General features: G+C 36.8%; 13 protein-coding genes. 7 read left to right on the top strand and 6 right to left on the bottom strand.

The features are described from left to right. Positions 1-6 precede the first annotated feature (6 nt). The 4 genes from FD31_RS12975 to FD31_RS12960 form a co-directional block, all read right to left on the bottom strand. The gene (locus tag FD31_RS12975) at positions 7-312 is read right to left on the bottom strand and encodes a hypothetical protein (protein ID WP_057893210.1); all 306 of its coding nucleotides are present in this window, start codon (positions 310-312) and stop codon (positions 7-9) included. A gap of 167 nt (positions 313-479) precedes the next feature. After that, complete coding sequence (locus FD31_RS12970; protein WP_057893209.1) at positions 480-3212, bottom strand: transglycosylase domain-containing protein; 2733 nt, start codon at positions 3210-3212, stop codon at positions 480-482. A 117-nt stretch (positions 3213-3329) separates the two neighbouring features. Then, positions 3330-4727, bottom strand: coding sequence for a dipeptidase PepV (gene pepV, locus FD31_RS12965; RefSeq protein WP_057893208.1), 1398 nt, complete (start codon positions 4725-4727; stop codon positions 3330-3332). A 66-nt stretch (positions 4728-4793) separates the two neighbouring features. Beyond that, positions 4794-6224 carry a glycerophosphodiester phosphodiesterase gene (locus FD31_RS12960; RefSeq protein WP_057893207.1) on the bottom strand — a complete coding sequence of 477 codons (1431 nt, stop codon included), beginning with the start codon at positions 6222-6224 and terminating at the stop codon, positions 4794-4796. A 449-nt stretch (positions 6225-6673) separates the two neighbouring features. On the opposite strand from FD31_RS12960, the gene FD31_RS12955 reads away from it, so the two are divergent. The 6 genes from FD31_RS12955 to FD31_RS12930 are packed head-to-tail and all read left to right on the top strand — an operon-like array spanning position 6674 to position 10935. Next, positions 6674-7009: a hypothetical protein gene (locus tag FD31_RS12955; protein WP_057893206.1), complete on the top strand. Its 336-nt coding sequence runs from the start codon at positions 6674-6676 to the stop codon at positions 7007-7009. Then, positions 7009-7620 (top strand): metallophosphoesterase family protein, encoded by a 612-nt coding sequence (locus FD31_RS12950; RefSeq protein ID WP_057893205.1) that lies wholly within the window; start codon positions 7009-7011, stop codon positions 7618-7620. The genes FD31_RS12955 and FD31_RS12950 overlap by 1 nt, the downstream gene beginning before the upstream one ends. Before the next feature lie 6 nt (positions 7621-7626). Next, the gene (locus tag FD31_RS12945) at positions 7627-8994 is read left to right on the top strand and encodes a bifunctional metallophosphatase/5'-nucleotidase (protein ID WP_057893204.1); all 1368 of its coding nucleotides are present in this window, start codon (positions 7627-7629) and stop codon (positions 8992-8994) included. 9 nt (positions 8995-9003) lie between these two features. Further along, positions 9004-9567 carry a YutD family protein gene (locus tag FD31_RS12940; RefSeq protein ID WP_057893203.1) on the top strand — a complete coding sequence of 188 codons (564 nt, stop codon included), beginning with the start codon at positions 9004-9006 and terminating at the stop codon, positions 9565-9567. Next, a complete protein-coding gene (locus FD31_RS12935) occupies positions 9564-10340 on the top strand; it encodes a TIGR01457 family HAD-type hydrolase (protein WP_057893202.1) in 777 nt (258 codons plus the stop codon). The genes FD31_RS12940 and FD31_RS12935 overlap by 4 nt, the downstream gene beginning before the upstream one ends. Further along, entirely contained in the window at positions 10333-10935 is a 603-nt protein-coding gene (locus tag FD31_RS12930) for a TIGR01906 family membrane protein (RefSeq protein WP_057893201.1), read from the top strand. The genes FD31_RS12935 and FD31_RS12930 overlap by 8 nt, the downstream gene beginning before the upstream one ends. A gap of 10 nt (positions 10936-10945) precedes the next feature. Here FD31_RS12930 and FD31_RS12925 read toward each other — a convergent pair whose 3' ends face one another. Together FD31_RS12925 and FD31_RS12920 are read right to left on the bottom strand one after the other, a co-directional pair. Then, the gene (locus FD31_RS12925; RefSeq protein ID WP_057893200.1) at positions 10946-11587 is read right to left on the bottom strand and encodes a DedA family protein; all 642 of its coding nucleotides are present in this window, start codon (positions 11585-11587) and stop codon (positions 10946-10948) included. Between the two features lie 93 nt (positions 11588-11680). Then, positions 11681-12673, bottom strand: coding sequence for an NAD(P)/FAD-dependent oxidoreductase (locus tag FD31_RS12920; protein WP_057893199.1), 993 nt, complete (start codon positions 12671-12673; stop codon positions 11681-11683). A 79-nt stretch (positions 12674-12752) separates the two neighbouring features. Between FD31_RS12920 and FD31_RS12915 the strand changes: the two genes are divergently transcribed. Next, entirely contained in the window at positions 12753-13139 is a 387-nt protein-coding gene (locus FD31_RS12915; protein WP_235805372.1) for a CvfD/Ygs/GSP13 family RNA-binding post-transcriptional regulator, read from the top strand. Positions 13140-13160 lie beyond the last annotated feature (21 nt).

Genomic DNA, 13160 nt, shown 5'->3' with positions numbered 1-13160 from the left:
CTAAGCTTAGTCTGTTTTGTTATCTGTTTTGTGTTGTTTATGTAAATCCCAAATGATAACTACGATATATCCAAAGGCAACCAATGAGAGGCCGCCAGTGACAACTGAACTTAATTCATAGGGGAGGTCAATAAAACCGCCGAGAATGGAATATAACGTGTTGACGAGGACAATCACTGCTAAAGTCAGTGTTCTATCCCAGAGTTTGATATTATGTTTAATTTTATAGGTGATGACAGCAATCATAAAGATGATTAAAACTGCAGCAACAATATAAAGCGTGTTTTGTAAAAAGCTTGGACTGAAATACATAGTGATCTCCTTAAATCAAAGTAACGTTTTCATTCTATCATAAAAAGGTTCTCAAGCTGGATTCTTTTACGGCCGTCTCCAGAGTTGAGAAATATTAAATATGAATAACGGTAAAAAGCATCGAGTACACTGAATTTATCAGAATACTTGATGCTTTTATATTTGAATTATTCTGTTGGTGTTTCACCAGTCTCTGGACTAGTTGAAACGGTATCGCCGGTTGAAGTGCTGCTTTCTCCGGAGCCGGTACCTGTTGAGGTATTGCTATCTGATCCAGAAGAACCTGAACCACTACCTGTGCCGGAACCTGATCCTGCACCAGAACCAGTACCTGTTTCAGCTGTACCGTTTGAGGTTGTTGAATTAGTTCGACCACTATTGGAACTTGTTGTTGTGTTGCTGTTAGTAGTTACTTCGGAAGAATCATTGCTATTGGTACTATTACTGAATCCGGAAGTACGACCACTACCATTTTCATTAGCTAATTCATCTGCTGATTTGCTATTAGAACCGAGTTGCTTAACCACAGCATAACCATTATCACGACCAAAGTAATTATCCCAGAATAGCTTGTAGTTTTTATCTTTACCACCAATGGCAAAGTCGCTATAAGACATTTCACTAGGACTTCCTTTGTAGTATAAGGAGTTAGCTGTATGTTGATTAACTTTAGCGGTAACACCATTGTAACCAATAGAACCAGTATAAGTACCAGTTTCTTTATCAACCTTGTAAGATTTAACACCTTCAGGTCGATCGAATGACTCTTTAGTCTTAAAGACACCTTTGTTTTCTTGATAAAGTGAATTGGCCATATTAGCCCATAATTCTTGGTTAATATCGGTTGAATTACTTGCTAAGTTGTAATTATTACCATAGAAGTTATCGTAACCAATCCATGAAGCAATTGTGACACCTTGTGTACTACCAATGAACCAGTTATCACGGTAATCATTTGAAGTACCAGTTTTACCAAAGAGGTTCTTGTTACTAAAGTTAGTCTCGTATGATAATGCTGAAGCAGTACCTTTAGTGACAACACCATGTAGCATATTCTTAATAATGTAAGATGTTTGTTTACTAAAGACACGTTTACTTGAACCTTTGTGCTTGTAAATCGTCTTGCCAGCAGGGTCTGTTACGTCAGAGACAACATATGGATCAACGTGAACACCTTTGTTAGCAAAAGTTGAAAAGGCACTGGCTTGTTGAAGGACAGTTACACCGTTAGCAGTACCACCTAATGTAATACCTAACTGATGATATTCTTTGTCGGATAAGTTGATTCCCATCTTCGACATGTACTTCTTAGAACTAACACCATGTTGTTGAATGTAGTTATACAAGTTAACAGATGGAATATTGTATGATTCTTCCAAAGTTTCACGAGCTGAGACAAAACGGTTTTGAATTGTTTGTCCATAGTCAGTAGGTGAATATTTATTAAATGAAGTCTTGAAATCGGCCAACATTGTTTGAGAACCAATCAAACCATTTTCAATCGCCGGTGCAAAGGTAATCAATGGCTTGATTGATGAACCAGGAGAACGATTAGTACCGAAAGCATGATTCAATTGTGATTTCTTAAAGTTAACACCACCAACGAATGCCAAAACTTTTCCGGTATTGTTATCTAACATAACAGAACCATTTTGAACGGGTTCAGATACTTTAACGGTTTTACCAGTTGTTGGATCAGTTGCGGTATCTGAATGTACAGTTCCAAGGTTGCCCTTAAACTGTTGAGCCTGTTGATTCATGGCAATATACATATTCTTATCAATGGTACTGTGAATCTTGTAATTCTTGTTATGCAACTCATTATCAGCTTGAGCTAAGTAATTTTTGTAAAGATTGTCATCTTTGACAACATCACTATACTTGAGGCCATCACTCTTAACTAAACGTTTAATCAAGATGGTTCTGGCTTGGTCAGTCAATAAATTATAGACATAACCATATTTGATTTCTTTAGTACTTGCTTTAGCAGTTTTTAGGAAATCATGTTTCAAATCAAACTTACGAGCCTCATTATATTGAGCTTCGGTAATTTGTTTGTCACGATACATCCGATACAAAACGATATCTTTTCGTTTCATACCAAGACTATTGTCATCGTTAATGCGACCACGGTAGTCATAAGGTGTATAGATGGATGGACTTTGAGGTAAACCAGCAATAAAGGCTGATTCAGCAATGTTCAAATCACTAGCATTTTTCCCAAAGAGTCCTTGAGCAGCTGCTTGAACACCTTGAATGTTTTGGCCTTTGTTATTACGACCAAAAGTGGCAGCGTTTAGATAATCTTCCAAAATCTCTTGCTTGCTGAAGTATTTATCAACACGCATAGCTAAGAAGATTTCGACTGCCTTACGTTTCCAAGTCGTTTCTGAAGACAACATTTGCATCTTAACAGTCTGTTGAGTCAAAGTTGATCCACCAGTTTGTGCACCGATACCAGTTACATCAGAGATAATAGCTCTAAAAATAGACTTTGGTACGACACCTTTATGACGATAGAAGTCACTATCTTCGGTTGAGACGATAGCTTTCTTCAGGTAAGGTGACATCTCAGAAAGGGGAATTTTCTTACCTTCAAGGTCCTTTTGGAGACTTTCAACTTTTTCGCCATTGGCAAAATATAAAGTAGCCGAATTATTAACGTCTTGAAGTTCTGTTTGCATCTCGTGTTTAGTAGGGACGCTAACTTGGTTCGTTAGTGCAGAAACATATCCCATTCCTAAACCAATTGCTAAGCTAAGAAGAATGGCTAGACCCGCAATTGAGTAGAGCACGATTCTTCGAATAACTTCAATCGTTAGATTAGCTTTCTTAGCAAAATCAGACCAGCTCTTGATACTTTTGAAGCTGTTGACAATGCTATTCCATAAATTTTTCACTTTTAAATAAGCTCCCTTAAAAAGTTACATACCGTAATTATATAATAAAATTGATTTAGAAGTGTAAAAACAAAAAAAGTTCCGTAGAAAAGAACCTCTACAGAACTTTTAAATTCGTTATTTAATCAAGCGGTAAATGGCGTCGGCGTATATAGCAGTCGACTTCAATAATTTATCAATATTAATATATTCATTAGGTTGGTGCATGACATTTTCGTCACCAGGGAACATTGCACCATAGGCAATACCATGTTTGAGGATTCGACCATAAGTACCACCACCAACAGTAAATGGTTCAGTGTCGTCATCTGTGTGATCACGATAAGCACCAACAAGAGCTTGGACCAATGGATCATCCGCATCAACGAAATGTGGTAATTGGTTGTGACCTTCGATAACAGCTGAAACATTTGCTGGAAGAGCCTTGTTGATCTTTTCAGTCAGAGTATCACCAGTGTCACCCTTTGGATAACGGATATTCAATAAGACATTGGCTTTGTCTGCATCATATTCGTAGATGTTAGGTGAGAGTGTTAATTCGCCCATAACGTCGTCTTTGTTTGCAATGCCAAGATGTTGACCAGCAAAATCAAGATGCAAATCATTAGCGATAAATGAGAAGTAAACTTTTTCACTGTCATTCAAAGTTAAAGTAGTTAAGAATTTAGCTAGGTAAGTAGCGGCGTTGATACCATTGAATGGTTCCATGGCATGTGCACCTTTACCAATGATTTTAACTGAAGCAACATCACCATCAACTGTGACACTACCTTTAACCTCGGGGTTAGCAGCTAAAAAGTCAGTTAACTTAGATTTGATATCGTCAGCTGAAACAACGGTAGTATCTAATTCAGCGTCAGCATTTTGTGGGACCATGTTAGGTCTGATACCGGCAACAACCTTTTTAACTAAGCCAATTGTAGGTGTTGGGAAATTAACTCTAAATGAGACAATTCCTTTTTCGCCATTGATAGCAGGAAATTCAGCATCAGGTGAGAAACCAGTTTCAGGCATTGTTTCTTTTTCCATATAGTGATTGATGCCGACCCATTCGCTCTCTTCATCAGTCCCCAAAATTAATTGGACACTCTTTTTAGCGGGTAGGTTCAATTCCTTGATAATCTTCATTGCGTAATAAGCGGCCAAACTAGGTCCTTTATCATCAGAAGCCCCACGAGCATAAAAGTTACCGTCTTTGATAACTGGTTCAAATGGATTAGTCTTCCAACCTGGTCCTTCAGGTACGACATCCACATGACCTAAGATGGCAATAGCGTCGTCACTGTCCCCAAGTTCAATTCTTCCGGCAAGATTGTCAACGTTCTTAGTGTTAAAGCCGTCACGATCCGCAAAGTGTAAAAATGTTTGTAATGCTTTTGCTGGTCCAGGTCCTAGTGGATAATCGCTAGTCTTGTGTTCTGTATCTCTAGAACTATCAATACTTACTAATTCAGAAAGATCATTTATCAGTTCGTCTGAACGATGTGAAACTTCCTTCTCCCAATCTATAGACATATATTATATGACCTCCACACGAGTTTTTTATATTTTACCAAAGGTTGCCCTTAAAGGCTAATTTACCTAAATCTTATTTATGGAATCGTTGTCATTATTAAAGAAGAAATCAACGTAAAAGTTGTTGAAATCCCTAATTAAATCAGCATTTTTCAAAGTTTGATCAGTCGTTGGTTCAAGCTTGGCAAAATTTTGTAGTAAATCAATATTTTTGATTCTCTGACCACGAGGCAAATCTTGATAGCCATCCAAAGAGTTGTTACCAAAATATGATTCGGGGTTTAACTGAATCAATACATTATGAGCATTGACCCAACCATTTTTCAATTTCAACCATGTTTGTGTGCCGTATTTTTGAATGGTAATGATCCGCTGTGGTTTATTAATTTCCAGGCGGTTAACAATCGAGTTAGGATCTGTCGGATCACTATATAGGAAGTTGTTTGGTTGTTGATTTCTAAAAATAGCACTAGAACCGAAGTATTGTCGTAAATCACGCAATGAATATTCCGAGTTAAAACCAGTCGCATTAGCAAATTTGTTTTCGCCTAATTGGACGTATTTTTCACCGTTAAATTTGATGATGTTAGTAATGTGATAACCGTCCAGTGGATTTACTTTTTTACCAGTTTTAATTAAACGATAAGGATTTTCGTAAATAGTTTCTTTTTGACTACTCATGTAATAAACATTTTGATTGAGTGCTTCGGATTTAGATTGATCCTTTAATTCTCGATATTCATTACCAGTAGCAGGGTAGTTAGTGACAACCCCATCAATGGGCATGTTGATTAAAGTATTCCATTTCTTAGGACTTTCATTCATTTCATCCCAGACATAAATACTTTTACCCATGAAGTGCATCGTGTCGATAATTTGTGGTGTCACGATATTAGATGAAAGATTGACCCCAGTTACGTATTGCAAAATATCGAAATTGATTCGCTTAGTTGTTCCAGCAATGAAGATTCGAGGGATGTCAGGCATGAGCTGAGCTTCATTTTCCAAACTCTTAGTTGAGAAGGAGTGAAACATAACTCGGTGTTGCATACCATATTGATCAATGACTTGTTTCAATAAGGCTTCCATATTTTGTGGATTACCCTTTTTAGTCTTTTTTGTTTCAATTAAAAACTTAGCTTTAGGATTGTTTTTGTAATGTTCAAAGATTTGGTTCAAACTATGAATAGGTTCGCCGTTCTTTTGGTGAAGTTGAGCTAAATCAGAGAAGTTATGTTCAGAAACAATTTCCGAAGTACCAGTAACACGCTCCAAGTCACGGTCATGGGAGACGACCAAGACATTGTCTTTGGACACGTGCAAGTCAAGCTCGACATAATCAGCACCCTCAGAAAAAGCTTTATCAAAACTTTCAAAAGTTTCTTCTGGAGCATTGATAGGATCGCCACGGTGACCAATAACAGTAAAACCGCTAGCAAAGATAAAAATAAAGCAGGCTAGCGATAATTTGAGAAGATTAAAACGTTTTGAGACCATAATTAACTCCCTAATTTTTGAGATATTATATACTAGAAGTAAAGGTTACACTGCCGTCTCCGGGCGCAAGCCACAAAGACTAGTTTATTAGTAATATGATATGAGTATATATTATGTTGGAATTATTTAAAAATCCAGATATTCAAATATAAGTACAGATTTATCTATTACTTTATAGATAAGTAATTCAACTATTATAACGTTGAAGTGGTGATTTTATCTGTCAATATGAAACAAACTAGTTGGAAGAACTGAGAGCATTCACCTGCTGTGAGAGTGGCGTTAGGACGGCTGTTTTTGCCGTTCTTACACCACCGGGCGTGTTTGGAGACTTGCTGGTTTTGCAAGGCTTCAAACCGAGGTCCGAGACCTTGGCTCGGACCGGTCCGCATAGCAGGTGAATGCTCTCAGCTCTGGAAACGGCATAATTTAAATGTGAGGGTTTATAAATGGATAACGAGAAACAAACTTTAGATATTATTGAACAAATTACGCGTAATGATGGCACTAAATACTACGAATTGGCCAACATTGTTATGAATGGTCGCGCAGAGAAAGCAGCTGAATTGGGAATGATTAAAGAGGTTCGAATTTTGAAGCTTAATATTCCTCATTCTTCAGCTGTCAGTGTCTATGAAGATTACGTCAACGCAAATTATACAGTTCCACCAATGAATTTAAAAGAATGGGTTGAATACGACAAACCTGAGGGTAAGGTTCGTGATGCATTCAATGAAATTTTAAAAGCTAACCGAATAATTTCAAAGGAAGACGATACGAAATAATGAATTACTTTATAGCTGATACGCATTTTTATCACTATCAATTGTTAGAGCCTAACAACTTTGCACCACGGCATTTTGGCAATGTTGATGAAATGAATCAGGCAATGATTGATGCTTGGAATGCACGTGTTGATGAAAACGACCGCGTTTATCATTTAGGTGATATTTCCATGCGTCCACAAAATACGCCGACTGATGCTGAAACTTATGATATGTTGCGTCAATTGAATGGACATATGACTTTGATTAAAGGAAATCATGATTATCGTTCACTCTTTAAATTTTTGGATAAGCACAATAAAACGATGGCCGATGGTAAATCAAGATTTGAATTTGAGGATGTTGGTTCGTTATTGAAATTTGATCACCACCAATTTTATTGCACTCACTATCCAATGTTGTTAGGAAAGGTTGATAAAATTATCAATTTGCATGGACATATTCATCACTATGCTGTGCCGATTCCTGAAAATATCAATGTTGGTGTGGATGCACCTGAACGTGATTATTTATCAGAAGATTTGCCCTGGGGTTCACCTTTACGTGGTGAAGAGATTTTAGAGATGTACGATAAGAAGAAAGAAGATTTGGCTAGATTACAGAGAAAGTAGGATATTATGGAAAAAATTCAAATAGTTCATACGAATGATTTACATTCTCACTTCGAAAACTTTCCGCGGCTTGAAAGATTTATCAATCAATCGCGCCAAGAGAGTACTGCCGATAATTTTTATTTGTTTGACATTGGCGATGCCATGGACCGAGCTCATCCATTGAGTGAAGCAACCAATGGTCAGGCAAATATCGAATGGATGAATCCACTTCATTACGATGCTGCCACAATTGGTAATAATGAAGGACTGGGCAATAGTCATGAACATTTGGAACATCTATATGATCATGCTAACTTTCCTGTGATTTTGAATAATCTCTATGAAAATGATCCTTCACGCTTGGCTGATTTTGCTGAACCTGCGAAGATCATAACGACAAAACAGGGGACTAAGATTGGTCTCATGGGCTTAACTGCACCATATATTTTGACTTATCCATTGTTGAATTGGGACATTAAACTGATTCAGGAAATGTTACCTAAATCTTTGGAATTAGTAAAAGATTGCGATGTCATTATTTTGTTATCGCATTTAGGCGTCTCAATGGATCGGTTAATTGCTAAGAAACATCCTGAAATTGATGTCATTATTGGTGCGCATACGCACCATCTTTTCCCAAAGGGTGAAGTCGATAATGGAGTCTTACTAGCTGCAGCCGGTAAATATGGTCAACATGTTGGGACAATCAACTTAGAACTTAATGATCAAAAACAAATTACTGCTAAATCTGCATACACAGTAAAAACGGCCACTTTAAAGGAATTGCCAGAAGATGCTGCTTGGATTGAACGCCAATTTGATCGAGGAGAAAAACTATTAGATCAAAAGCAAGTGGCTAATTTACCTGAAACATTGAGCACGGACTATCAAGCTAAGCATTCAATCATGCAAGAAGCTTTAACAGCAGTTCAAGATTTTGCCAAAACTGATGTAGCTGTATTGAGTTCAGGGCTCTTTTTGGAAGATTTACCCAAGGGCATCGTTACTGAGAAAAACTTACACGATGTCTTGCCACATGCGATTCATGTTATGAAAACAACTATGACTGGTGATAATGTTTGGCGCTTAGTTATGGAAATGGAAAAGAATCGACTCTTTTTACGCAATCATATGCAAAAAGGAATGGGATTTCGTGGTAAGATATTTGGCGAACTAGTTTATCGTGGCATTGAGATTGATAGCAAACGAAATGTTTACATAAATGGTAAAGAACTAGACAAGAATCAAGAATATACTCTAGCATTATTGGATCACTACTTATTTGTACCGTATTTCCCATCAATTGAGATTTCGGGTAACAATGAAATTATGTATCCAGAATTTTTGCGTGGCGTATTCGCTGATTACTTAAGTAAAAAATATCCGATTTGAGGTGATTACTTGCAAGAAGTTGAGGATAACACCACTGCTACTAAATTGGTCGATGTGATTAAGTTGGAAGATAATTTGATTTCTATCGACAAAAAACAATATCGAATAGTAGAAAACCATGATAATGGTTTTAGTGAAGAACGTATTGAAGAACGTTATAACAACGTGCTTGATAAATATGATTATATTGTTGGTGACTGGGGTTATGATCAGTTGCGCTTTAAAGGTTTTTATGAAGACGAACGAAATGAAGCTACCTTAGACAATCGTATTTCACATTTGGAAGACTATTTGTTGGAGTATTGTAATTTTGGATGTGCTTATTTTGTATTGGAGAAAGTTAAGAAAGCTCCGTTGAAAAATAATCGTCGGAAAAATAACAATCACAGTTCACACAGTCATAGATTCCGTACGCGGACAACGAACCATGTTAAGACTGAAAATAAACCAAATAAGCCACACAATAATCAACGTCGAAAGAATAAAGTTTCCAAACGTCGTACGACTAAGAAAACAACTACTTCAGCGAAGAAAACTTTTAAAATTAGAAAAATAGGTGAAAAGAATAAATGAAGTATCAAACATATTTAATAGATTTAGATGGAACAATGTATCGTGGTAAGGATAAGATTCCTGAAGCTAAAGTTTTCATCGACAATTTGAACAACGCAGGAATTGAGTATTATTTCTTAACTAACAATACAACTAAGACTCCTCAGCAAGTGGCTGATAATTTGATGAATAATCACCAAATCACAGCTCAAGCTGACCAAGTTTTGACACCATCATTAGCAACAGCTGCTTATATTAAAAATATGTTTGGTGACGATATTGAAAATCACAGTGCTTATGTAATCGGTGAATATGGTTTGAAGAGTGCTGTCTTTGGTACAGGCATTAAGTTAAATGAAGTTGACCCTGACGTTGTCATCGTTGGTTTGGACTATGATGTGACTTATCATAAATTCGAATTAGCTACTTTGGCTATCAAACGTGGAGCCTTCTTTATTGGAACTAATGCTGATACAAACTTGCCTAATGAACGCGGACTCGTACCTGGTGCTGGGTCAGTAATTTCATTAGTTGAAACATCAACTCAACAAAAGGCTCATTATATTGGAAAGCCAGAACGTGACATTATCGACTTTGCTGTTAAGGCACGTGATTTTGATCCGAAAAAGGCTGTCATGGTTGGTGATAATTACAATACTGATATTAAATGTGGAATTAACGCTGATGTTGATACTTTGTGGGTCAACACTGGTGTCAGTACCCATGAAGATATCGATAATGCTCCAATTAAACCAACTCATCAAGTAGAAAGTCTGGATCAGTGGGATGTCTAATTCGCAAAAGGATCTATTGTACACAGTTGCATTAGCATTCTTTTTGCTGACTATGGCTATCACAGTGACGATATTTGCCAGTTATCCTTTGTTTGCGGTCGCTATTAAGCATTATTACTTAGAGCAGGCTGTGGGGATGAAATACGGCACAATAATGAAGAATTACGCTCAGATGATGGATTATTTGATTAATCCCTTTAATTGGCAGTGGCATTTGAGTAACTTTAGCTCGTCAGCTGCTGGGCGACTTCATTTTTATGATGTTAAAAAACTCTTCTTATTGAACTTTGGTGTCTTCATTGGGACAGGTATCATTGTGGCGAAGTTTCATAAAATCCGCGCACGGTTCAATCGTATCTTTTTATGGATTGGTATTTTTGGAATCGTCTTAGCGATTTTAATGATGCTGAACTTTGATGAATTCTTCGTTGTCTTTCACGAAGTGCTCTTTAGGAATAGCGATTGGTTGTTTGATCCGGAGAAGGACCCAATCATTAATGTTTTACCAGAGGAGTTCTTTACTCAATGTTTCATCTTATTCTTCATTATGTTTGAAGGATTAAACTTTTGGAAAGCACGACAAAAAAAAGCTTAGGAAAAATTTCCTAAGCTTTTTTCTTTTTACTATTTTTAATGGCAGTGATTAAAATTGGAATCAATGAAACTAAGACGATACCAATGATAATCATTGAGAAGTGGTCTTGTACGACTGGGATATTACCGAAGAGGTAACCAGCGGCTGAACAAACCAGAACCCAAAGGAATGCTCCAATGAAATTGTATTTCAAGAATGTTCCGTAGTGCATTGTTCCACTACCAGCAACGAAAGGTACGAAAGTTCTAATTAAAGGAATGAAACGACCGATAGCAATTGTTTTACCACCATGTTTCTCAAAGAAATGATGCGCTTCATCCAAGTGGTCCTTATTGATGAGTTTTCCAAGGTATTTATTCCTCGTCGCGTACTCACCGAAATGTTCACCAATCTCATAGTTCATTGAATCCCCTAAGACGGCAGCTGCTAAGAAGATAATAAACATCAACCAAGCTAACAAACCGTATTTTGGATTAGCTGCTAAAGCCATAGCCGCAAAGATCAATGAATCTCCCGGTAGGAATGGTAAGATAACAACTCCGGTTTCAATAAAGATAATCAGAAACAGTATTAAATATGTCCAAAGGCCGAAGTTATTCACGATATTGACCATATGATGATCAATGTGCAAGATAAAATCAACCAAACCCATTATGTAACTCAATCAATCAACTCCAGAATTCAAATTAAACTTCATTATACCAGCATAACTTAAAATAACTTTAAAATTAATGTAAATTAAAGATTATTTTTCAAAAAGGGATGTGCTGTGTTCGAAGTAATCTTTGTCAGGATAGAGATTACGTAAGGCTTTAGTAACCGCAATCGGACCTTCAGCAAAAGCAGTTGCAATCAATTGTAATTTACCAGGATAAGTTACGATATCACCAATAGCAAAGACATTTGGCAAATTAGTTTCCATTTCTTGTGTGACTTTGATGAAGGGACCATTTAATTCAACGTTCCAGTCACGTAGAATCTTGGAATCTGATACAAAGCCATAGTTAACTAGTAACTTATCGACGGTGACAACTTTAGTTTCGTTCGACTTAATCATTTTCAAGGTTACGTCAATTTTATTATGATCGTCGGGATTGAAATCAAGACCTTTAATAATATAAGGGTTAAGTTGTTCAACTGTCGATTGATTGAGTTTATCAACACTTGATTCCATAGCGCGATACTTATTGCGACGATGAACTAGGGATGTATGGCTAGCAATTTTAGATAAATCAATTGACCAATCAACGGCTGAGTCACCACCGCCAGCAACGACAACGTCCTTATTCTTGAAGTCCGCTAGGTCATTAACGAAGTAGTCGAGATTGTTTTCTTCTATAATAGGGTCATAATCGAAGGTCAATTTCCGAGGCTTGAATGCTCCATTACCGATAGCAATAATAAGAGCTTTAGTATAGATAGTTTCTTGATTAGTCGTTAGAACCCAGATGTCATCTTTTCTATCTATAGAAGAAACAGAAGTTTTTAAGTATTGATCACAGTTCATAATGCTTAATTGTTCATTGAGTTGTTTAGTTAAATCAGTTCCTGATACTTTCGGTAAGGCAGCTACATCGTAAATGTGCTTTTGAGCATAAAGTGTTTCTGGTTGACCGCCAAGTTTTGGTAAACTTTCTATTAATGCTACCTTGAGATTTCGTAAACGTGCAAAGTAGGCAGCAAACATACCAGCAGGACCACCGCCAATAATGGAAATGTCGTAAATTTTATCATTCATAATCTTAGTCACCATTTTCTGTTATATAATCTATAGATACATTGTTACACAAATGAAAATCAAAAAGGGAGGAAAAGCAATGCGAATTGGAGATAGACTAACTGGAACTATATCAGGTATTCAATCATATGGTGTCTTTGTAAAGCTTGATGATGAACACCAAGGATTGATTCACATCTCAGAATTGAAACATGGCTTTGTATCTGATCTTAATAGTAAGTATAAGGTTGGAGATAAAGTTGACGTTGTTGTAATGGGGATTGATGAATACAATCAAAAGATCAGCTTATCAATGCGTGCTTTACAGCCAGAGGAGATTGGCAGACCGATTTTACATAAGCATTTCTGGACAGATTACCGTAACCACATCGGTTATAAGACGATTGCACAGCATAAAAATGAGTGGGTAAAGACCGCAATTAAGGGGATTTCAGAAAAAAAACAAAAAAATTCAACTTTTTTGTAAAAAAGGGTTGCGCACACTTAA

It is taken from the genome of Companilactobacillus nantensis DSM 16982, assembly GCF_001435815.1.
Taxonomy (GTDB): domain Bacteria; phylum Bacillota; class Bacilli; order Lactobacillales; family Lactobacillaceae; genus Companilactobacillus; species Companilactobacillus nantensis.
The sequence above is the reverse complement of the archived record's forward strand: the minus strand, read 5'-3'. Positions and strand labels throughout refer to the sequence as shown.

Bases quoted from the DNA above. Each gene is read 5' to 3' on its own strand.
- FD31_RS12955 (WP_057893206.1), top strand. From the start codon at position 6,674: ATGGATAACGAGAAACAAACTTTAGATATTATTGAACAAATTACGCGT.
- FD31_RS12915 (WP_235805372.1), top strand. From the start codon at position 12,753: ATGCGAATTGGAGATAGACTAACTGGAACTATATCAGGTATTCAATCA.
- FD31_RS12950 (WP_057893205.1), top strand. From the start codon at position 7,009: ATGAATTACTTTATAGCTGATACGCATTTTTATCACTATCAATTGTTA.
- FD31_RS12960 (WP_057893207.1), bottom strand. From the start codon at position 6,224: ATGGTCTCAAAACGTTTTAATCTTCTCAAATTATCGCTAGCCTGCTTT.
- pepV (WP_057893208.1), bottom strand. From the start codon at position 4,727: ATGTCTATAGATTGGGAGAAGGAAGTTTCACATCGTTCAGACGAACTG.
- FD31_RS12945 (WP_057893204.1), top strand. From the start codon at position 7,627: ATGGAAAAAATTCAAATAGTTCATACGAATGATTTACATTCTCACTTC.
- FD31_RS12975 (WP_057893210.1), bottom strand. From the start codon at position 312: ATGTATTTCAGTCCAAGCTTTTTACAAAACACGCTTTATATTGTTGCT.
- FD31_RS12920 (WP_057893199.1), bottom strand. From the start codon at position 12,673: ATGAATGATAAAATTTACGACATTTCCATTATTGGCGGTGGTCCTGCT.
- FD31_RS12930 (WP_057893201.1), top strand. From the start codon at position 10,333: ATGTCTAATTCGCAAAAGGATCTATTGTACACAGTTGCATTAGCATTC.
- FD31_RS12925 (WP_057893200.1), bottom strand. From the start codon at position 11,587: ATGGGTTTGGTTGATTTTATCTTGCACATTGATCATCATATGGTCAAT.
- FD31_RS12935 (WP_057893202.1), top strand. From the start codon at position 9,564: ATGAAGTATCAAACATATTTAATAGATTTAGATGGAACAATGTATCGT.